The sequence below is a fragment of the Sphingomonas sp. SORGH_AS_0438 genome (assembly GCF_031453475.1).
Taxonomy (GTDB): domain Bacteria; phylum Pseudomonadota; class Alphaproteobacteria; order Sphingomonadales; family Sphingomonadaceae; genus Sphingomonas.
Genome location: NZ_JAVIZS010000001.1, coordinates 1,528,009 through 1,549,459 on the forward strand (window position 1 = coordinate 1,528,009; position 21,451 = coordinate 1,549,459).

General features: G+C 66.3%; 16 protein-coding genes. 10 read left to right on the forward strand and 6 right to left on the reverse strand.

What is annotated here, in order from left to right:
* Position 1 precedes the first annotated feature (1 nt).
* Complete coding sequence (locus QE452_RS07100; RefSeq protein WP_309659089.1) at positions 2 to 1,090, forward strand: histidine kinase; 1,089 nt, start codon at positions 2 to 4, stop codon at positions 1,088 to 1,090.
* Entirely contained in the window at positions 1,087 to 1,713 is a 627-nt protein-coding gene (locus QE452_RS07105) for a response regulator transcription factor (protein ID WP_309658927.1), read from the forward strand. Before QE452_RS07100 ends, QE452_RS07105 begins: the two co-directional genes overlap by 4 nt.
* 228 nt (positions 1,714 to 1,941) lie before the next feature.
* Here the strand turns inward: QE452_RS07105 and QE452_RS07110 are convergent, their stop codons facing one another.
* Positions 1,942 to 2,427, reverse strand: a complete 486-nt coding sequence (locus QE452_RS07110) for a MarR family transcriptional regulator (RefSeq protein ID WP_309658926.1) — start codon at positions 2,425 to 2,427, stop codon at positions 1,942 to 1,944.
* A gap of 217 nt (positions 2,428 to 2,644) precedes the next feature.
* Between QE452_RS07110 and QE452_RS07115 the strand changes: the two genes are divergently transcribed.
* The 8 genes from QE452_RS07115 to QE452_RS07150 all read left to right on the forward strand — a co-directional run bounded on the left by QE452_RS07115 (position 2,645) and on the right by QE452_RS07150 (position 10,337).
* Positions 2,645 to 3,790, forward strand: a complete 1,146-nt coding sequence (locus QE452_RS07115) for an HlyD family secretion protein (protein WP_309658925.1) — start codon at positions 2,645 to 2,647, stop codon at positions 3,788 to 3,790.
* Positions 3,787 to 5,304, forward strand: a complete 1,518-nt coding sequence (locus QE452_RS07120; protein WP_309658924.1) for a DHA2 family efflux MFS transporter permease subunit — start codon at positions 3,787 to 3,789, stop codon at positions 5,302 to 5,304. Before QE452_RS07115 ends, QE452_RS07120 begins: the two co-directional genes overlap by 4 nt.
* 8 nt (positions 5,305 to 5,312) lie before the next feature.
* Positions 5,313 to 6,794, forward strand: a complete 1,482-nt coding sequence (locus QE452_RS07125) for an efflux transporter outer membrane subunit (RefSeq protein WP_309658923.1) — start codon at positions 5,313 to 5,315, stop codon at positions 6,792 to 6,794.
* A 440-nt stretch (positions 6,795 to 7,234) separates the two neighbouring features.
* On the forward strand, positions 7,235 to 7,723 hold the full coding sequence (locus tag QE452_RS07130) for a hypothetical protein (protein ID WP_309658922.1): 489 nt from the start codon (positions 7,235 to 7,237) through the stop codon (positions 7,721 to 7,723).
* Between the two features lies 1 nt (position 7,724).
* On the forward strand, positions 7,725 to 8,210 hold the full coding sequence (locus QE452_RS07135; protein WP_309729795.1) for a hypothetical protein: 486 nt from the start codon (positions 7,725 to 7,727) through the stop codon (positions 8,208 to 8,210).
* On the forward strand, positions 8,164 to 8,694 hold the full coding sequence (locus tag QE452_RS07140; protein ID WP_309658920.1) for a Mov34/MPN/PAD-1 family protein: 531 nt from the start codon (positions 8,164 to 8,166) through the stop codon (positions 8,692 to 8,694). The genes QE452_RS07135 and QE452_RS07140 overlap by 47 nt, the downstream gene beginning before the upstream one ends.
* Entirely contained in the window at positions 8,691 to 10,070 is a 1,380-nt protein-coding gene (locus QE452_RS07145; protein ID WP_309658919.1) for a hypothetical protein, read from the forward strand. Before QE452_RS07140 ends, QE452_RS07145 begins: the two co-directional genes overlap by 4 nt.
* 54 nt (positions 10,071 to 10,124) lie before the next feature.
* The gene (locus QE452_RS07150) at positions 10,125 to 10,337 is read left to right on the forward strand and encodes a hypothetical protein (RefSeq protein WP_309658918.1); all 213 of its coding nucleotides are present in this window, start codon (positions 10,125 to 10,127) and stop codon (positions 10,335 to 10,337) included.
* A gap of 349 nt (positions 10,338 to 10,686) precedes the next feature.
* Here the strand turns inward: QE452_RS07150 and QE452_RS07155 are convergent, their stop codons facing one another.
* The 5 genes from QE452_RS07155 to QE452_RS07175 form a co-directional block, all read right to left on the reverse strand.
* Complete coding sequence (locus QE452_RS07155; protein WP_309658917.1) at positions 10,687 to 14,019, reverse strand: UvrD-helicase domain-containing protein; 3,333 nt, start codon at positions 14,017 to 14,019, stop codon at positions 10,687 to 10,689.
* Positions 14,019 to 14,633, reverse strand: coding sequence for a helix-turn-helix transcriptional regulator (locus tag QE452_RS07160; protein ID WP_309658916.1), 615 nt, complete (start codon positions 14,631 to 14,633; stop codon positions 14,019 to 14,021). Before QE452_RS07160 ends, QE452_RS07155 begins: the two co-directional genes overlap by 1 nt.
* Complete coding sequence (locus QE452_RS07165; protein ID WP_309658915.1) at positions 14,633 to 15,298, reverse strand: hypothetical protein; 666 nt, start codon at positions 15,296 to 15,298, stop codon at positions 14,633 to 14,635. Before QE452_RS07165 ends, QE452_RS07160 begins: the two co-directional genes overlap by 1 nt.
* Positions 15,299 to 15,379: 81 nt before the next feature.
* Positions 15,380 to 18,820, reverse strand: a complete 3,441-nt coding sequence (locus QE452_RS07170; protein WP_309658914.1) for an AAA family ATPase — start codon at positions 18,818 to 18,820, stop codon at positions 15,380 to 15,382.
* Positions 18,821 to 18,822: 2 nt separating this feature from the next.
* A complete protein-coding gene (locus tag QE452_RS07175) occupies positions 18,823 to 20,073 on the reverse strand; it encodes a DNA repair exonuclease (RefSeq protein ID WP_309658913.1) in 1,251 nt (416 codons plus the stop codon).
* Between the last annotated feature and the right edge of the window lie 1,378 nt (positions 20,074 to 21,451).

Genomic DNA, 21,451 nt, shown 5'->3' on the forward strand with positions numbered 1-21,451 from the left:
GATGGGCGCTCCCTCCCTCGACAAAGTCTCCATGCAAACGAAGCACGAGCGATGGTGGGAGGGCCCGTGGCCGTGGCTGGTCTACCTGATCTTCATACCGCTGCCGTGGTTGTGGAAGTGGCCGGACACCACGACGCTGGTGCTGACCGGGTTCGCACTCGCGTTGTTCCTGCCGCTCTACTTCGTCGCGCATCGGCTGGCCGGGCTGCATCGAGCGGCCGTCTGCCTTGCTATCACCGCCATCGGCATCGCCCTCGCCTCGTTTCCTGTAGGGTGGACTACCTTCTCGATCTACGCATCTGCCGAGATGGGGCGCGTCCGTCCGCCCAGAGGTGCCGTCGTCGGCATTGCGCTAATCGCCATCTTCGTCGCGATCACCGGTTTCACGCAGAACCAGCCGCTGCTCTGGTGGCTGCCCGGCGTGTTACTCGTCGTGATCACTGGCGGCGCTACGATCTCGCGCGAAGCCTTTTACGAGCGAACGCAAGCGCTGCTGGCGACACAGGAAGAAGTCCGCCGTCTCGCTGGGACCGCCGAACGTGAGCGCATCACGCGCGATCTGCATGACGTCGTTGGCCGTACGCTGACGCTGGTCGCGTTGAAGGCGGATCTCGCCGGGCGCATGTTCGAGCGCGACGCTGAAGCAGCGCGCGACGAAGTAGCCGCGATCGCCACCGCCGCCCGAGCCGGTCTCGCCGACGTACGCGCAGCACTGGCTGGCCACGCCGGAGGTGGGTTGGCACAGGAGACGGCAGCTTCTCTCGCGGCGCTGCGCACAGCCGGTGTCGAGCTTGTGCTGAGCGGTGACCCTGCAGACGTACCTATGAATGCCGGTGGCGTTCTAGCTATGACACTGCGCGAGGCTGTAACCAACGTCATCCGCCATGCCGGCGCTCGTCAGTGCAAGATCGACATCGCCACCGGCCCCGCCGATGTGCGGCTGATCATCGAGGACGACGGTGTCGGCCTGTCCTTCCGCGAAGGCAACGGCCTCACCGGTATGCGCCAGCGACTGGTCGCCGCTGGTGGCCATCTCACGCTGACGCCTATGTACCCGGGCACCCGCCTGGAAGCCAGCGTACCGGCATGACGCCGACCCGCTCCAACCCCACCAGGATCGTCATCGCCGAAGACCAGACGCTGGTACTCGGCGCGATCGCCGCGCTGTTGGCGATGGAACCCGACTTCGTAATCGTCGGGCGTGCCACCGATGGCGACGCCGCTCTGGAATTAGTCCGAGCACATCAACCCGATATCCTGTTGTCCGACATCGAAATGCCGGGCCCCACTGGTCTCGAACTCGCCCAGATAATCGCGGCCGAAGCACTATGTACCGCAGTCGTGATCGTGACGACGTTTGCGCGCCCCGGCTATCTCGCTCGCGCCCAAAGTGCTGGCGTCCGCGGCTACCTGTTGAAGGACGCACCCGTTGACGATCTCGCCGCAGCGATACGCACCGTCGCTGCCGGCGGACGCGCGATCCCTGCCGAACTTGCCGCAGCCGCTTGGGAAATTGGCCGTGACCCGCTGACGGATCGTGAACGCGACACACTTCGCTTGGCCGAAGAAGGACTATCGAACAAGGAAATTGCCCGCCGCCTGAACCTTTCTCCAGGCACCGTTAGAAACTATCTTTCGGACGCAGCGTCCAAGCTAAGTGCGGCTAACCGCATCGAAGCGGGGCGAACGGCACGCGCGAATGGGTGGCTTTAGGCTTTAGGGATCCAGAACCGGTCATTCCGTGGTGCGCGCCCGCTTCCCAACTTCTGCCATTCGTTCATGTTGAAAGCCGCGGATGAGCTATGTCAGCACCATGGACTTCGAAAGTCAGCCGCAGCGAGCTTAACCTCGTGCTCATCGGACCGGATGCAGCTCATATCGCAACTGCAATCCAGTCAAATTCCAACCAACCAGGCTCTAGCCTGAGAAGTGTGACTGGCATTACGACGATCGGGACAGGCTTGTGATGACCTCATCCAGAAGGGCCGTCAGTTGAGCCATCTTGTCGTGAGGAAGAGCGATACAGGCATAGGGATCGTCGCTGTCGGGTAGCAGGCCCAAGCGATGCAGGATCGGCAGCGCGGCGCGCGTGACGTGGAGCCGATTGACGCGGCGATCGCCGGCATCGGCCTTGCGCTCGACCCAACCGAGCCGTTCGAGGCGATCGATCGTCTGTCCGGTCGCGACCGGTCCGATCTCCAGCCGTTCGGCCAGCTCTTTCTGGGTGCAGCCGCTATTGAGATGGATGGTGGCAAGTGCGCGCCACTGTGCCTGGGACAGTGCCTCCTCTCCATCCATCGCCATGGCACGCGCGCGCTCGTCAAATCGCTTGCGCAGCAATCGCGCGATCAATGCGACTTGGGAGGCAAAGCTACGCTGCGTTCCACTGATCGAGGTGTCGCTCGCGCCGTCGCCAGGTACGGTCATCGACTGTCATTCTCCCAAACTGCCATTCGCCCGCTCGTCCGGGCGTCATATCGCACGATCGGTAACGATGAACCCCTATCGAGCCCATCCCCAAATGGTAAGGATTGTTTGTTTATACGGTAACGTACTATTTAGTTGATTTCCTCCTCAAGCGGATGCACCGGCCATTCGACCCACCAGCGGCAGCCCTGCGCAGGTCTGGACCTTCTGAGGTGCTATGAGTTTGGAAGATCACCCTAATCGTCGATCCGATCCGGAAGCCTTGGCAGACGCGCCCCCGGTTACCGACCCCGCTCCTATCGTTGCGGGATCAGACACACCGCCGGCCCGGCGCAGCCGCTGGCGCTTACCACTGCTGCTGGCAGCTCCGGTCGTCGCGATCCTGGTCGGGCTGTACTTCTACCTGAGCGGTGGCCGATACCAGGAGACGGACAACGGCTATCTTCAGGCTGGCCTGGTGCCGGTCAGCGCCAGTGTGTCCGGCCGAGTGATCGCGGTGGCTGTGAGGAACAACCAATCGGTCAAGGCCGGCGATATCCTGTTCCGCATCGACCCCGCCCCGTTCCAAGCGACGGTGGACGAGGCCGAAGCGGAACTGGCGAATGCCCGTACCCAGGTGTCGGCGCTGCGCGCCAATTACCGTGAAGGCGAGGCTGGCCTTGCCGCCGCACGCGCGCGGCTCTCCTATGCAGAGCGCGAGGCCGCCCGGCAGAAGTCGCTCGTAGCTGAAGGCATCTCGTCGCAGAACCAGTATGACCAGGCCGTATTGGCTGCACAAACGGCACGTCAGCAGATCCAGACTTCGGTGCAGCAGAATGCCGGTGTTGCCGCCACCCTGACCGGCAGCGTCAACGCCCCGACCGCCAGCCAGCCGGCAATTCAGCGAGCCGAGGCGGCGCTCGAGCGAGCGCGGCTCAATCTGGGATATACCATTGTTCGTGCGGCACAGGACGGCATCGTCACCAAGGTCGATCAGCTGCAGCCGGGGAGCTATGTCAGTGCCGCCAAGCCGGTCTTCACCCTGGCCGGCACGCGCCTGTGGGTCGAGGGCAACTTCAAGGAAGACCAATTGAACCACATGCGGGTCGGGCAGCGGGCGACCTTCCATGTCGATGCGTTTCCCGATCTGGAACTGACCGGCCGCCTGACCAGCTTCAGCCCCGGCACCGGCAATAGCTTCGCGTTGCTCCCGCCCGAAAACGCGACCGGCAATTGGGTGAAGGTGGTGCAGCGTCTTCCCGTCGAGTTCAGCATCGACCGCATGCCGCGCGGCGTCCCCCTGCACGCCGGGCTGAGCGTCGAAGTGCGGGTGGATACCGGCCATCACCGTCATCTGTTCGGCAGCGACGCCGCCACGCGATGACGACCGCCTATCCGGACCCGGTGTCGCGGCGCTTCATCACCGCCTCGGTGATGGCAGCCACCGTGATGAATTCGCTCGACAGCACGATCGCCAATGTCGCGCTTCCTCATATCCAGGGCAGCGTGTCAGCCTCGGGCGAGGAGATCACTTGGGTACTGACCTCCTATATCGTTGCCGCTGCGATCATGACGCCGCTGACCGGATGGCTGGCGGGACGATTCGGACGAAAGCGGCTGATGCTATGGTCGATCGTCGGCTTTACGGCCGTCTCCGGTCTGTGCGGCATCGCCAACAGCCTGGGTGAATTGGTCGGCTTCCGCCTGTTGCAGGGGGTGTTTGGCGCTGCGCTCGTGCCGATGAGCCAAGCGATCCTGCTCGACATCAACCCGCCCGAACGCCACGGCCCAGCCATGGCGGTCTGGGGCATGGGCGCGATCCTGGGGCCGATCATCGGTCCAGCGCTGGGCGGCTGGTTGACCGACAATCTGTCGTGGCGCTGGGTCTTCTACATCAACCTGCCGATCGGCGCGCTCGCCTTTGCCGGCCTGTCCGGGTTCCTGACCGAGACCAAGGATGCCACGCGCCCGCGTCTTGATCTCTTCGGCTTTGCCATGTTGGCGCTGGCGATCGGATCGCTCCAGCTGATGCTCGATCGCGGCCAGACCAAAGACTGGTTCAGCTCGACGGAGATCTGCATGGAGGCAGCGCTCGGCCTGTTCTTCGGCTATCTGTTCGTCGTTCATACGCTGACCGCGCGACGACCGTTCATCGATATCGCCATGTTCAAGGATCGCAATTTCCTGGCCGGGTCGATCTTCGGCTTCTTCCTCGGCACCGTGCTCTTCGGCGTGCTGGCGCTGCTGCCGACGATGCTCGAGACGCTGATGGGCTATCCGGTCGTGTTGACGGGGCTGGTGACCGCGCCGCGGGGGATCGGCACGCTGATCTCGATGATCCTGGTCGGACGACTGATCAAGACGGTGGATGCGCGATTGCTGATCTTCGTCGGTTTCGCCATCGCCGCCTATTCGCTGCACATCATGTCCGGGTTCACGCTGGGCATGGACGAGCGGCTGGTGATCGTCTCAGGCTTTGTTCAGGGGATCGGCACCGGTCTCGTCTTCGTGCCGCTGACCACCATCGCCTTCGCTACGCTCGACAGCCGCTATCGGAATGAAGGGGCCGCGATGTTCACCCTGACCCGCAATATCGGCTCGGCAGTGGGCATCTCCGTTCTGCAGGCCCTGACGATCCGCAACGGCGCGACGGTCCATTCCCGCCTGGTCGAGGCCATTCGACCGGACAATCCGGTGCTGCCTTCCAGCTTCGACTTCGATGCTCCTGCCGCGATTGCGGCGCTCAACGCCCAGATCACGCGGCAGGCGGCGATGGTGTCCTATGTCGATGCCTTCTGGCTGCTCTTCATCCTGACCCTGGCTGTCATCCCCCTGCTGCTGCTGATGCGGGGTCCGCGCGGGCGCGGTGGCGATACGCCGACGATTCATATGGACTGACCAACGCGATGCGTATTGTCCCCTCCCTCTTCCTGTCGGTCGCCCTGGCCGGCTGCACCGTCGGCCCGGAATTCGCGCGGCCGGCCGCTCCGACGCCGACAAGCGGCTATCAGACGCCCGGCGATACGATGCCTGCCCAGGTCACCCTCGGCCATGGACCGGGCCAGCGTTGGTGGACGGTGTTCGGATCGCCGCAGCTCGATGCCCTGGTCGACGAGGCGATCGCGCATAATCGCAGCCTTGCCGCCAGTAACGCGACACTCGCCGCCAGCCGGGCGGAGGTTCGCGCGATTGCCGGGCGTCGCCTGCCGCAAGTCGACGCCAATGCCCGGATCGACCAGCAGCAGGTCAACCTCGCCGCATTCGGCTTCTCCGGCAGCAACCCCCTCGCTCCCGGCGGCAATCCGGAATTTGGCCTGTACACGGTTGGTGGCGGCATCAGCTATGACTTGGACCTGTTCGGCGGGCTGCGACGCAGCGTCGAACAAACGGCCGCCCAAGCCGAAGCGCAGCAGCGCCAGACCGAGGCGGCCCATCTTACGATCGCCGGGCAGGTGGTGAATCAGGTGCTGACGATCGCGGCGCTCAATGCCCAGATCGCCACCGCCAATGCCCTGCTTGCCGACGATCAGCGCAACGTCGATCTCACACAGAAGCGACGTTTGGGCGGCGAAGGCACTTTGGTCGAGGTGCTGAACGCGCAGAGCCAATATGCCGCGGACCGCAGCGACCTTCCCCAGCTCGATCAGCAGCTTGCCGAGGCGCGGCACCTGCTGGCCACATTGCTCGGAAAGACGCCTGGCGAACTTGCTCCATTGGACATCTCGCTGGATCGGCTGACGCTGCCAGCCTCCATCCCGGTGGCATTGCCATCAACCCTCGTCCATCGCCGCCCCGACATCCTGCAGGCTGAAGCGGAGCTTCATGCCGCCACGGCCGCGATCGGGGTAGCCACCGCGCGCCTCTATCCCGACATCACCCTCGGCGCCACGCTGAGCCAAGGGGCGCCTGCCGTGGGCGATCTCGTCAAGAATGCCTTTCGCGGCTACGACCTGTTTGCCGGTCTGACCGCACCGATCTTCCACGGGGGGACGCTCAAGGCACAGCGAGACGCTGCCATGGATCGCGCCCGTGCCAGCCAGGCCAACTATGAACAGACTGTGCTGGTCGCCTTCGGCCAAGTCGCGGATTTGCTCTCCTCCATCCAGAACAACGCGCGTTCGGTCGCCGACCAGCAATCGTCGGTGCAGGTGGCCGAGCGGTCCCGTCATCTGTCTCAACGGAGCTTCGAGGTCGGCAATTCAGGCATCCTTCAGGTGCTTGAATCCGAGCGGCTTTATCAGCGAGCGCGCAACGGCCTGGTCGTCGCGCAAACCCGTCAGTTCCTCAACGTTGCACGCCTTTACGTCGCCACTGCCGGGGGATGGTTATCTGTACCGCCGGACAGCATGGCAACGACAACTCCTGATGGAAGCGGCACCAAGGATTGAGACCCACAACACGACATTCAGAGGTCATTTCGCGCTCCCCAACTTCGGACATCCATTCATGTTCGCCAACGCGGTTGATCAGCGATAGCGGAAATGGAGCGAAGTGGGACTTTGCTGCCGTTCACCTGCGGCATGTCGAACGGCGCCTCTTGTCAGAAGCGGACATTCAACGTTCGCCCGACTGGCCTCTGGTAACGTCAGAAGCTGGGCCGACAGCGGACATGCAACTTTCCGTCGGCTAAAATTCAGAAGCAGACATCGATCCAGCTGGCTTGGGCGTCACCTTGGCGATCACGATCCCCGAGGTGACCTCGACGGGCTCACGCCAGTGCGTAGGCATATTTCTGCCAGACTAAAGATTCCTTCCTGAATCCACTGGGCCAATTTCGCTGGGTTTCTTGAGGGCGGCCGGTTCGCCGCCTGATCAGGAGCCAAGCCCCATGTCCCACACTGTCTTCATCGCCGTCCAGGGCCACGACCGCCTCGTCGAGGTCGACCTGCCTGACAACGCCTCGATCGAGATCGTCCACGCCTCCGTGAAGGAGGCCGGCATCGAGATCGACGAGGAGTTCATCCTCTTCCGCGACGAGGATGATGACCCGATCGAGTGGCACGGCCACAAGCGCCCCCACCACATCAAGCACGGCGCGAAGCTGCACCTCGCCAAGTGCCGCAAGATCGACGTCACCATCCACTATCTTGAGAAGACCGCTAAGCACAGCTTCGCCCCCGGTGCCCGCGTGCGCCGCGTCAAGGCGTGGGCGGTCGACCACTTCAAGCTGGCCGAGCGCGACGCCGCCGAGCACGTCCTGCAGATCTGCGGCGGCACCGACCGGCCGCCGACTGACACGCCGCTGCACAAGCTCGCGAAGCACGGTCATTGCGAACTCTGCTTCGACCTCGTCCCCGACATCCGCGTCGAGGGCTGAGGTGAACGCGCCCGTCAGCCCCAGTCAGCTGCTGCTCGAGCGCGACCTGGCCGCACCGGAGTTCCGGTGCGGCCAGTTCGAAGGACGGTGGCGGCTCGTGTCGCAGGCCTGGCCCCACGTGGTCATCGCAGTTTCGGCGGCCCCCCGTATGGACTCGCCAGCCGAATTCGGCCTGCGGTTCGAATGCAGCGGCTATCCGCATCAGGCCGTCACCGCCCAGCCCTGGAACCTCACAACCAACGCGCCACTCGCGGCGCACCGCTGGCCGCGCGGCAAGTCGATCCTGCCTTCGGTGTTCCGGCCCGAATGGCAGGGCGGCACCTGCCTCTACCTCCCTTGCGACCGCATCTCGATGAATGGTCACGAGGTGTGGGTGAACCAGCATCCCAACCGCCTGTGGCAGCCCACCCGCGGCATCATCTGCTACCTGGAGCAAGTCCATGACCTTCTCAATCAGGACGATTACACGGGCGCTGCTGCGGCGTAGTCGCGGCATCCGCATCGGGCCGAACCGCTGGGTCGCGCTGCTCGCCGAGCTCGACCGGCGCGGCGAACGCCGGCACGAGGCGGGCGCCTTCCTCCTCGGCACCCGCGAAGGCGACTTCCGCGACGTGCAGGACATCGTCTTCTACGACGACCTGGCCCCCGAGGCCTACGGCTCGGGGGTCTGCATCCTCCGCGCACCAGCATTCGCGGCGCTGTGGTCGATATGCCGCGCACGCGGCCTGACCGTCGTCGGCGACGTGCACACGCATCCGGGTGGCGCATTCCAGAGTGAGGCGGACCGTACGAACCCGATGGTCGCGCGCGAGGGGCACATCGCGATCATCGTGCCCAACTTCGCCACAGGGAGCCCTGCGACCGCGCGCCTCGGCGTGTTCGAATATCGAGGCGACCATGCGTGGATCGACCATTCCGGCACCCGCGCGCGGCGCTTCATCCACAATGACTTCTGGAGCAAGTTCCTATGACGACCGATCCCGATCGCCTGCACCGCACGGCGAAATACTTCATGGACAGCGGGCGCGCCGGCTCGGCCGAGGACGCCGTGGACATGCTCTCCCGCTTCGGCCTGGCGATAAGCGTCGATCCTGCGGCGGCGGCGACGGTGAACGGGCAGGTCGCCCTGCTGACCCTGGTCAACACGGCACGCCGAACGATGCTCGGCGGTGTCGAGGTCGAAGGCGCCGACGACCAGCCGCTCATGACGAAGCTGGCGACCGAGACCACCCTGCGCGAGGCCGTCGAGGCGCTCGGCGCCACATGCGTCGAACAGGTCAGCGGCGGCTGGCCGCGCGCGATCATCGGCAACGTCGCACCCCCGCCGGGTCGAGCGCCCGCCTGGCGCCTGGTATGGTCTGGCTGGCGCGGCGGCGTAGTGCCGGCGGCCTGGACCGAGGGGACGACGGGCGACGCCATTGCCCTCGCACCGGCGATGGCCGCCGCGGCCTGCGTCGGCGAAGCCTTCGCCTGGCACGCCGGTGACCACGAAATGGCGGGCCGGCGCGCATCTGGCCTCTCGATCTGGCGGCCGGACACGTCTTGGATGGAGTCGGATTCGACCGAGCCGGCGCTTCGGCACCTTCCGACGCACCTCTGGCTCATCGGTCTGGGGAACCTTGGACAGGCGTTCGCCTGGGCGCTGGCGTCGCTGCCATATCCCGACGGGTCGGAGACCATGCTGATGCTGCAGGACTTCGACAAGATGGCCGTCTCGAACGACAGCACCTCGCTGCTCGCGGTGCCCGGACAGCCGACAGTCATGAAGTCGCGCTGGGTCGGCGACTGGCTCGAGCGCCGGGGGTTCGAGGTCCGGTACGAGGAACGGCGCTTCGGCGCCTGGACGCGCCGGCACCATCTCGAGCCCGGGGCGGCCCTGTGCGGCGTCGATAACGCGGTCGCCCGCACGGCTTTGGAAGACGCATGCTTCGACCTGGTGGTCGAGGCGGGCCTAGGCGCCGGCACCCAGGGGTTCCGGAACTTCTCGCTCCATTGCTTCCCCGGCCCCAAGAGCGCGGGCACAATCTGGGGTGGCGTCGCGGCATTGCCCACGGCGCCCGACGTGTCCGGAATGCCCGCCTACGAGGCGATGAAGCAGAAGGGCGTCGACGGGTGCGGCCTTGCGCAGATCGCGTCGCGCACTATCGGTGTGCCGTTCGTCGGGCTCACCGCTGCGATCCTCGCGGTGGGCGAGCTCCTGCGGCGCCTGCACGGCGGCGGCGCGATGGAAGTCGTATCCGGTTCCCTGATGGCCTTGGACGACACAGAGGCGTTCACCAGTGCCGCCGAACCCTATGCCCATGGCCACTTGGACATCGAACCCGCCACCATCGCAAAGGCCGCCTAGACATGTCCGGCGGCGGGGACTTCCTGCCGCCGGCTCATCGTCTATTGTCCGGCGATGACCGTAATCGACGACGTCCGCGCATTAATCGACCGCCTCTCACCGGAGCCGATCTGCGATGAAAGCATCGCAGATCGGCTTAAGCTGTCGGTCCGGCAGCATGCCAACGCGAAGGCGCGCGAACTCGCCGGATCCAACGGCTTCGGGCGCCACAAGGACATCTGCTCGATGTGCTTCGGCGAGAAGCTGGTGATCCGGCGACTCAAGTGACGGCGCAACGGTTGAACCATCCCGTCACGCCTGACGGCCGATACTTCGTGGTGCGAAGCCGGCTGTGGCGCATGTCTGACCCAGCGCTGCCCGATGACAGGCGCGACGACTTGGTGAAGGAGCTAATGGCCGCCCGCCGGAAGGTCGGCACGGCCCGACGGAGCGGCGACAAGGACGGCGAAACCGCCGCTCACGACGCGGTCGATCGGGCGTAGCGGGTGCTGGGCGAGCGGGGCCCGGTCTGGTGTACGGACGGCGCGCCGGACCTCAACAGGCACATCGCGCGGACGACGCCCTACGCCGACTGGTTCGCTGGCCTAGACCGCCGCGAAGCGCGGCACGGGGCGAATCAAACGCCGCAGATGAAATAGCACGGGCAGTTCGGGCAGAAGCGAGCGTCCTCCGGCTTGGCGGGAAAATCACCGGCCTCGATCCCGACGATGGCGTCAGCGAAGGCCTTGACCGCCTTGTCCTCCTTGCCAGGCGGGAAGTCGCGCGTCGTGCCGTCACTCGGGTAGTAGGCCTCGACGGCGATGGCCCGACCGGGGAACCGCCGCCGACCAGCAAGCATGAGCGCGCCGTAGATCGGCTTATCGCCCTCGCTCTTCGTCTGCCGCCCCGTCCGGATCCTCTGCAGGCGGATGACGCCTTCCGTATCGACGAGGCGATCGAGATCCATGGTCAAGGTTCGACCCGCGACCGGAAGCTCGAGTGGACCGTCGAGATACGTTCCCTGCTCCGCCGCGATGTAGGCGGCACCGTTCGCAACCATGCGGTTCGCCGCCTGGCGATAGTAGTTCTCGAAACCATGGCCAACGGGTCCACGATCAGCCCACACAGCGTCGAGGTGCGCCAAGGCTGCGGCCTCGCTCGTCGCGACGCCTTCCCCGCGCCGTTGCTGGATCCACATGAGCGTATTGCGGACGCACCGGTGGAAGTCGAGGAACGCAGCACCGTCGGTCCCGGCGCGCAGGCCCATCACCTGCTCGTAGCGGTATCGCGCAGGGCAGCGCATGTATGTCTCGAGTTCGGTGGCGGTGTAGCTCGTCTTGGGGTCGACGGTGACGGGCGCCCGGACCGGCGGCTGCGGCACGTTCGACGGGGTGGAGCGCGTCCGCGCGGGTATCGCGGACACCGAGTCCAAGAACTTGGAAGCCGTCGCGTTCTGCGTGGTGTATTTCTGGGCGCGGGTCAGCGACAGATGGTCGCGCGCGCGCGACAGCCCAACGAAGAAGAGGCATTCCTCCTCGGCGTCGTGATCTTCCTTCCCCATGTTCAGCTGCGGATACTTGCCGAGCGAAGGCGTCCTCGCTCCCTTGCGACTAGCGGGCATGTAGCGTGTGGCGAGGGCGGGCAGATGAACGGCCGGGAACTCCAGGCCCTTGCTGCCATGAATGGTCAGCACCCGCACGGCGTCGATGTCCGTCGCCTCGGCAGATATCGCGCGATAGGCGCTGTCTTGGTTGAGCAGCTCTATGCGCCGGATGCGTGCCAGCAGCCGTCGGCGGCTCCGGTCGCCTGCTGCGTCATGTTCGCCGCACACCTTGAGCAGGTGGTAGATCGCGATCAGCTTTTGACGGTCTGCAGGATCCGGACTCCTGACCAGCGGATCGAGGTAGCCCCCAGTCTCGAAAAGCCAGCCCGTGAGCATCGTCCAGGGCGTGGTGGCCGGGCCGACGAACGCGAGCTCGGCACCCAACTTGGCTAAGCCGGCGCGGCCGGCCTCCGACAAGCCGTCGATCTCGTCGATGCGCGTCAAGGCGGCGATCACCGGGACGTCGTTCGCCTTGGCCCATCCAATGACCTCGAGCGTATCGTGCTCCGTCGCGCCATAGGCCGGCAACTGACCGACACGAACCAGCCCGAGTCCTCCGAACTCGGCATCGAGCGCGACCAAAGACAGCAGGTCCCGGATTTCGCCCCGCTCGAACAGGTCACCAAGATACAGGAGCGGCACGCCCAGCCGCTCGAGCACGGACGTCAGGCGGCCCAGCGTGAGGTGGCTCCGCGCGAGTATGGCCTGGTCGCGATAGGCGACGCCTGCGGCCTTCAGCCCTTCGATCCTATCGCGGATCGCGCAGGCCTCGTCCTCTATAGTGCCGCAAACCTCCAGCGTGACCTCGCCGACGGCGCCGCGGTTCGCCTCCCACTGCGAGCCCTTGCCGCCGGCCATCGCACCGGTGAACGCGGCGAATGCCCTGACGACCGGCGTGCCCGAGCGGTAATTGATCCCGAGCGTGTGGCGCTTCCCGCCAAACTCTCCTGGAAATCGGTCGACGTTCGTCGGCTCGGCGCCGCGGAAGCGGTAGATCGACTGGCGGTGGTCGGCGACGACCCAAATGTCGCGGCAATCCTCGGCGAAAGCGCGCAACAGCATGGAACTCGCGAAGTTGACGTCCTGATATTCGTCGACGAGCAGGTGCCGGTAGGACCCGATGACGTCGTTCCTTACCTCCTCCTCGCTCAGCAGCGCGACCGCGTGCAGGATGAGGTCCCCAAAGTCGACCGCGTCGGCCTCCGCGAGCAACCGCTCGTAGATCACGTAGACCTCGCCCACCTCGACCGCCTTCCCAGCAGCCTCCCGGGCGACGTCATCCACCGCCAGAGCCAAGTCAGCCCGGGCGGCAGCCAGATAATCGGCCGGTCCGATCAGTTCGTCCTTCGCCCTTGAGATCGCGCTGACCACGAAGGCGAGCTCGAGGGCGGGCTCGAACAGGTTCTGGTAGTGGTGGAGTGGCAGCTGCTCGAGATGGGCCTCGAGCAGCGCGAGGCTCGCCGTAGGATCGAGGATCTTTACCTTGTCCGTCCGGCCGATGCGGCCGGCGTAGCGGGTTACCAACTCCAGGCCGAAGGCGTGGAACGTCCCGACCCACAACTCGATGGCGGCATCCGCGTAGACCGCCGAAAGTCGCTCCCGCATCTCTTCCGCGGCCTTGTTGGAGAAGGTGAGCGCGAGGATCGACGACGCCGCGTCCTCCTTCAGGATGCGCGAGACTCGCTCCACGAGGGTGCGCGTCTTGCCAGTGCCCGGCCCAGCGTGCACCAGCAGCGGACCGTTGTTCCAGTCGACTGCCGCCTGCTGATCTTCGTCGAGGCCGTAAACGACCCTCTCGCCTTCCTCGACCTCGTGCCGGACCAGCGGCGGCAGCAGCAGCGCCCGGATCGCCTGCTGAACGACGAGGTTGCGGGACAACCCGAGTTCGGTCGCGATTACAGATGGCCTGGCACCCGCCAGCAGCCGGTCCCTCAACCAGTCGGACGGGCACAGGAACTCGCCCGCGAACACATCCGCCTGCACCTCCTTCCGCTCGCGCGAGGAGTAACCGTCGACTCGTGCGCCGCCGCTCTCGACAGGTTCGCCGGAGAGCCGCATTGACACGTCGGTCACGTCGCTCTCGGGATCGTTATGGAGTCGGAAGTGCCCAAGCTCGTGGGCGATGACGACGACCTCGTCCTCCTCCGCCTGGCCGCGGGCTATATGGACGATGCCGGAGCCGCGCTCGAAGAAGCCGAGCACGTCCTCGCCGGCGCGCGTGCCCGGATCGAACGCGACGATCTGAAGGTCGTGGAGCTCGACCATCGCGTCGATCACGTTGCGCGCGGTCGGAGCTGCGTTCGTCTTCGCCAGCGCGGCGGCTCGGCAGTCCCGCGCAACGAGCCGGATGTCGCTCCAGGCATCCATCAGAGGTCAGCCAGCCAGTAGTCGATCTCTTCCTGGCTCATCCCAGAAGATCTGACGATCTGCTCGAACGTCCGCTGGTTCGCGGCGGGCTGGCCGACGGCCTTCGCCCGCCCCCCGAGCGAAGGTGCCATCGCGACGCGCGCATGCGCCACGTTGAACGCCTCCAACGAAACGCCGAGCTCGCGCGAAATGGCGGTCGAGAATCGTGGCCGCACATCGGACATTCGCCCGGCGAACAGGTCCGCCACGACGACGCGCGCTATCGGCAACCTCCGCGCCAGCTGCGGCTGGGACAGTCCGGACCGCTTGAGCATCTCGTTGAGCGTCGGGACCGGAGCGGCGGCCGCCTCGGCGGCGCGATCGTCGGCCTCCGCCGCGAACATAGCGGCTTGCACGCGGCTCCCGGCCCGGCCGATCATGTTGTCATCCAGCTCGGCGGCCGCCTCGATGTTGTCGGCTAGCATGGCCAGACGGACGGCTGCATGCTCGCGGATGTCATGCGCGAACTTCGGGTGAAGAACCGCCCAGCGCTCCACGTCGGCACGGGTTGGAATATCGCACTCCTCGTGGAACGCGATCAGCACTTCGTCCCTTTCCTGCTGATTGTCTTCCATCACGAATTTCCGATCTTCTTGGCTAGTTGCTTCTGAACGGCGGCCACCCTGGAAGCGGCGGTGTCCGGGCTGATCCCGAGGATGCTCGCGATCGATGGGCCGTTCTTGCTGCTGCAGGGGACCCCCTGCATGTGGAGTACGAAGGCTGCGCGCTTGTCCTTGTCCCGGATGCTGTCCAGGATGCGCTGCACATAGACCTCCTGCTCCGCATGGGAGAACAGCTCGGTCTGCGGATCCACCATGCCACCGGGGTCGTCGACCATGTCCGGACTGCGCTTCATCGCGATGATGGCCTTGCGCGCGTGGTCGATCGAACGCTTGCGAAGCGTGGACTTAAACCACTTCCGCAGACCCTCGCCATCGACGGCGGTCGGCGACAGCAGCGCATCCACCATAGCGGCGTGCACGTCCTCGACGATGTCGCGGCCCTGGTTGGGGAACGCCTTCGAAGAGATTTCGCCGCGGATCACCTCCAGCATGCGACGGGAGATGAAGCGGATCATCTCGCGCACGAAGTGCTGGTCGACGCCCGCGCGGCGGTAATTCGCCCGGATCGCCCCGACGATCACCCCTTCCGGGAAGCCGGACAGATGGCCATGCTCGACGACCCAGCGCCAGCTTTGGTGGTCATCCGGCAGCGGAGGCTCATCGGGCGCATCACTCATCAGTATCTCCTCCATATCTGGGCCCCGGAGACACAAGCGAAGACGAACGCGGAAAATTGGGAAAAAAGTTCACCCGTCCGATCACGACAGCGTGCATTCGGAATGGAGCTCGGCGCCGACCACGGATTTTGCGATTTGGACGAGGTGCGGGTGATGAGTGAAGAACAGCACCTGGGTGCTCCGGGCCACCTCGACCAGGACCCGGAAGCCCGCCTCCGCCCGGCGGTCGTCGAAGTTCACAAATAGGTCGTCGGCGAGGAACGGTAGGGCGACCCCGGCTGCGACCGACTGCTCGAGCGCAGCGAGGCGTAACGCGAGGAACAGCTGGTCGGTGGTGCCCTCGCTCATCGCGTCGACGTCGACCATCGTCCGCATGTCGTTGCGCATGCCCCGGAGCCGGGCGCTAGGGCCGTCTGTGTCCACCTTGAGCGTCGCGTAGCGTCCCGTGGTCAGGGTCGAAAAAAGGTCGCCCGCGCGCAGCAGCAACGGGTCCTGATGCCGCTCGCGATACCTCTCGATAGCCCACTTCAGCGTAACCGCCTGCGTCCGCCTCAGGATGTAGTCCTCGGCGAGGATCTCCAGCTCCGAACGAGCCTGCTCGGCGTCGGCCGCCGCGTCGACGGCGGCGGTGCCGCCCGTGTCGAGTGCCGCGAAGGTGGCACGAGCGTCGCCGTGCGCAGTTGCCGCAGCGTCCACCGCCGCGTTTAGGTCGTCGAGGCGGGATCCCAGCGTCGCTAGCTGCGACGCGACCTGATCCGGGTCGGTCGCCTGAACCGCGGCGACCAGTGCGTCGAGCCCAAGACCATCGCCGGCCTCGGTGATCGCGCTCTCGGTCGCGGCCACCCCTTCGACCAACGCGCGCTTGGTATTTGAGCGCTCGATCGCCGCGCCGAGCGCAGACTTGTCCGCCGCGCCGGTTTCCAACAGGAATGGCGCGAGAGCCTCGTCGGTCGCCTTCAGCTTGGCCTGCGCCTCTTGCAGCTCGCTCTGGCGGCGACGGCCCTCCTCGTCCAGCGAACCGTGAAGCGTCGCCGCGATCCGAGCCGCCGCGAGCCGGTCCCGCATCGAGCGGAGACGCTCGGGCACCTCGCCCGCAGCGATGCCGAGCGCGTTGGCGAGCCGTCCCACCGCCGCCGAGTGATCCCGGGTGTCGCGCGCTATGCCATCGATGCGGCGACGAAGGAGCGCTTCGGATGAAGACGCCTCGCGAAGCTCGTCGAGGAGATCGAGCACGGCTCCGCAGGCGGTCACGTCGATGTCCAGGCGCGCCTCGTCCAATGCCGCGGCCCACGCTGCGGCGTTAGTCGTCGCCGCGCCTTCCGCCGCGCGGGCCCTTCGGTCGAGCGCGGTGGTTTCGATGCCGACCTGATCCAACTCCGCCTGCGCCAGCAGACGCTTTCGCGAGACGTCCTCGGAGGCGGCGCGGCGCGCCTCCGCCCTGGCGAGCGCGGGCCCGAGCGGACCGGCCGCATCCGTGGTCCCGAGCGCGACCGCGAGCGCCGATCGCGCCGCGTCGCGCTTGGCTTCAGACCGCTCGGTGTCCGAGACGAGGCTCCGCAGCTCAGTCTGCGCCGCCTCGCACGCGTCGCGGTCCGCCTGCCAGGAATTGAACCTGCCAGGCTCCAGTTCAGGCAAGCCGGCATCGCCCACCCGGCGCTGCCAGGTGGCAAGGACCTGGTGGTGACGATCGCGCGCCGACCGGGCGCGGGCCACCGCCTGCTCTCCCGCGAGGTCGTGCGACGCCCGCGTCCGCTCCAGCAGCGACAGCCTGCCCGATGCGTCGGCGGTCGCGTAGCGTGAGTCCGCCCGCCCGTCCGCCGCCGCGACGCCGGTCTCGAAATCCGCGACCGCGCCTGCCGAAGACGCGAGGGACGCGCCATCCACAAGGTGGTCGCGGAGCGGCCGCCACAGACGGTCGCGCTCAGCCCGGACCTCCAAGATGTCCTCGGCCGACACGGCAATCCCGGTCGCCAGCTGCGAGATCTCGAGTGCGGCGGCCGAAGATTGGTCCGACGCACGCTGGGCGGCCTCCTCCTCGCGACGGATGTCCGTGACCAAGGCCGCCAGAGCGTCGCGCGCCTCCTGGATTTCGGTGGCGTCCACCCTGGGTAGGCGGGCGAGCGCATCCGCATCGCCCTTCCACGGCGCGAGCCGGGCAAGCGCGTCGTCGGCGCCGCGCTTGGCCACGTCCAACCTGCAGCGCGCGGCGTCGCAGCGGGAGTCGGCGTCGGCGCCGAGCGCGCGCGCCTCGTCGACGGCAGTCGCCAATGCGTCGTCGGCGTCGCCGATTATGTTAGCGGCAATCGCGGCCTCCGCACGACCCCGCCGCTCATCGATGCGCTGCCGCTCGTCCTGGAGCTGGCGCGTCGCCAGGCGCTGCTCGCCGGCGATACGGGAAAGCTCCCGCAAGCGCGCCGAGAGTTCGCGCGGCGGCGCCGCATCGGCGTTGGGACCAGCTTCAGCACGGAGTCGGCGGACCGCCGCCGTCGCGTCGGCGTGCTCCGCCTCGAGGCCGACCAGTTCGCGCTTCGCCTTGATCTCCGCGCCCGCCTCGGCGACGAGGCGATCGATTTCGTCCGCCTCTCTGAGCACTTGCGCATCAGTCGACACGGCGGACCGCCGTTCGGCGATGTCCGCGAGTAGGCTCTCAGCAGCCGCCATGGCGCGCATCGCCTCATCCGCCTCCCGCACCAGCGCCTCGGCAGCGGTCTCGCGCTGACGCCCAAGGTCGACCACCCCCTCGTAATCGACAAGCGCCGCCGTCTGCTCCTCGCGGCGCCGGACCAGCGGTGCGACACGCCTGACACGTTCGGCGGATCTGGACTCGGTCTGGACCGCGTCACGGTCGCGGCGCGCTGCTTCCAGCGCCTCGCGCGTCCGCTCCGTGGCAATCCTGGCGTCCGACCAAGCCTTTGGCTTCAAAGCGTCGTCGCGCACGATCCTCGCGGCCTCAGCAAGCTGGCGCTGGGCTTGCGTGAACGTGCGGCTGCCACGGGTGGTCGGACCCCAGATCGCGTCGGCCTCCGCCTCCAGACGGCGCAGTTCGTCGGAAACTCCGGTAAGGCCAGACCCCGCGGCGAACAGCGTGCGGCCGACGTCGTTCTTCGCCTCGACCATTGCCTGTCCGCCCAGACGGAGCGCGGCCTGATCCAAACTGAAGGAGAGGCTGAAAGTGTCGCGAGTCTGGCCGCGCAGCATCGCGGCGAGCGGCGCCTCGTTGATCGAGGCGTCGTCCACACCGAGCAGCGTGCCGCCCGTTCCCTTCTTTCGGCGACAGGCGAGCGTCGTGCCGCCGTCCTCAAGCACCGCGCCGACACGGAGCAGCGAATAGTCGAACAGAAAATTGTATGGTGACCGCTGCGGGAAGCCGAAGAGGAGGTCCGAGACCGCGGCCAGCGACGTCGTCTTGCCGGCCTCGTTCTCGCCGTAGATGACGTGGAGGTCGGGATTGCCGGCACGGAAGTCCAGCTCGCAGTCCTCGAAGCGCCCGTAGCGTTCGAGCGAGAGGCGGGAGAAGCGCATGCTCAGCCCTCCCTCGTGAGGCGCGAGCGCAGCGCGGTCGACGCGGCGCCGAGGACGCCCGCCCAGTCACCCTGCGCAGCCGCCAGCCGCAGTTCGCCGTCATCGGGCTCGCCCAACGACGTGCTCGCCGCCAGCATGAAGCGCTCGAGGTCGCGGCTGATCGCGGCCAAGAGGTCTGGATCGGCCGCCGCCCCGTCGATCATGGCGCCCAGGTCCTCGCCGACGGCAACCGTCGTGCGTGCCGGTTCGCTCACCTCGACCCGGACCTTCTCGACAAACAGGTCGGGGGATATCGACGACGCAATCGCGCGCACGTCGTCGCGGAGCGTCGCGGCACGATCGCGGAACGCGCCGGCATCAGCCGTCTCGCCGACTAGTGTCACGCGGGCGATCAGCGGCCGACCCGAGCCGTTTGCGCCGTGGAGGCCGACGAGCGCGGACCGCAGTAGGTCCTCCGCGTCGTCCATGCCCGCCCCGGCGCAGTCCACATCGAGGCGCGCCCAGCGGATAACGTCTAGCTCGACCCGCTCCACCTCCGCGACTTCGCCGTCGGTCACCTGGATCAGGACCGCGCCCTTGGCACCGGTCTCCCTGATCGTCCGGCCCTGCACGTTGCCGGGGAAGACGACGTAGGGTGTGTCGCTGACGACCTCGAACTCGTGAACGTGACCGAGCGCCCAGTAGTCGTAGCCCCGCGACCGCAGGTCCTCGACGCTGCAGGGCGCATAGTCCGCATGGCCATGCCGGCCGGCCAGGGCCGTGTGGAGCATGCCGATGTTGAAGCTGTGCGGCTTGGCCGGCGGATAGGCGAGGACAAGGTTCTCGGTGACGGCCGGCGTCGAGAAGCTCTGGCCATGGACCGCGACCGAGAGGTGGGCGAGCCGGTGCGTCTCAGGCCGCCTTGAACCAAACAGATGAACGTTTGGCGGCCAGGGGACGGTGCGCGATACCACTGAGGCCGCGTCGTGGTTGCCGGCCAGCAGGAATGCCGGAATGCTCGCTTGGTCGAGCCGCCCCATCGCCTTCGAGAAGTATAGGCCGGTGCCCATGTCGCGCCAGCCGCCATCGAAGAGGTCGCCCGCGATTACGACGAAGTCGACCGCCTCGTCGATCGCGAACTGCACGAGGTTGTCGAAGGCTGCGCGCGTCGCTGAGCGAATCTCGTCGACGGGCAGGCCCTCGTATCTCGACAAGCCGTGCAGCGGGCTGTCGAGGTGGATGTCGGCTGCATGCAGGAACTTGAAACTTGTCAACTCATCCCCTCGTGCCGGACCGGCCTTGTGTTCGGGTGCGGCGCCAAGCCAACGGAGTGTGGGGGCAATTTACCGCCACTTACAAGGCCTGATACGAGTTCGCACCGGATCGGACTCACCCACGGGCCGCCGCACGATGGATCAGGCGGCGTCTTCGCGTTTGTGGCTCTGCCCGACCGCTACAAATTGCGTGCAGTGAAGGTTTTGCCTTCAACAACCCTCTTCGTGCCCTCTACTTGACTGAGAACGTCTCCAATCTGTCAACTCGCTGGACGGTGATTAGCGTCCGCTTTCGAGATCACGCCCGCCCCCTTGGAATGACCGTTGTGGGGCGCCAGGCCGACGCGGCGGTTTGCGCGACCCGAATGGCGAGTTTCAGCAAATGCCGACGCTCACATCAACGGCGTTGAATGTCTTAAGCTGGTCGGGAGCTGCCGCTCTGTCCTTCTCTCTTGGCGACCCAATTACGGTCGTGAGAGGGGTGTCAGTGTTATCATAAGCGGACGCTTATTCAGCAAAAATTTGCCACTCAGACGAGCTGTGGTAAGATGGCGTGTCGCCGTCGATGATAGGAGCTTACCGCTCGTCGAGGCTGGATGCGGCTCCCGAGCAACTCATCCAAGTGCCGCAGCTCGCTCTCGGCGTCGGGTAGCAATGTCGGCTCGCGGCGTCGAAAGGGTAACGGGGCATCGGCCGTCCGTTTAATCGCAGCCGTGAATTTGGCGTTGCCGCTAGGTTCCGCGAGCCGGCGGAAGAACAGCCTTGCGCGATCGGGAAAGGCGATAACCGGCTTCGGCATGGGATCGGTCGGTCCTCGTCGGCCCGGCTACTCGAGCGCCAGCCGGTCGAGTGGCTCGTGCCATTCGAGCAGCCCTTCGCCGGGCAGCCGCATCGCGCTCTCGCGTACCGGGATTGTGCTCACCTAGAGCCGCCTTGCGATTGCGGTGAAGTCGAGGCGCCCATGGGCATCGCGGCGTCCGGGAGGAACGCCGATTTCCACGCATCATAGATGCGATCGGCGGTCGCCGCCCCGTTGGTCATCCACTCTACCCGAGATCGACCGCCATCGCCATGCGAGGCTCCGCAGCGGGGGAGGGCTCGATAGCCACGCCGATCTTTTGCCGGCGCGCTGTCCGATTGGGCAAGCCCAGGTGTCGTTCTGACGCCTTTAATGGTAGTGCGGCGGCGCCGTCGCATATGGCAGGGGTCATCGGTAGCAGACGTGCGTTTGTCGTGTCCTGCCGCCACGTTTGACATTTCTTCACGATCGCACCATATCCTGTCGACGACGCTGTGGGCTAACCGTCCATGCCCGAACTGAGCGAAGCCCTGCTTCAGCTCGTTCTCAGAGGGGGCATGGGTGAGATGCCGAACCGTA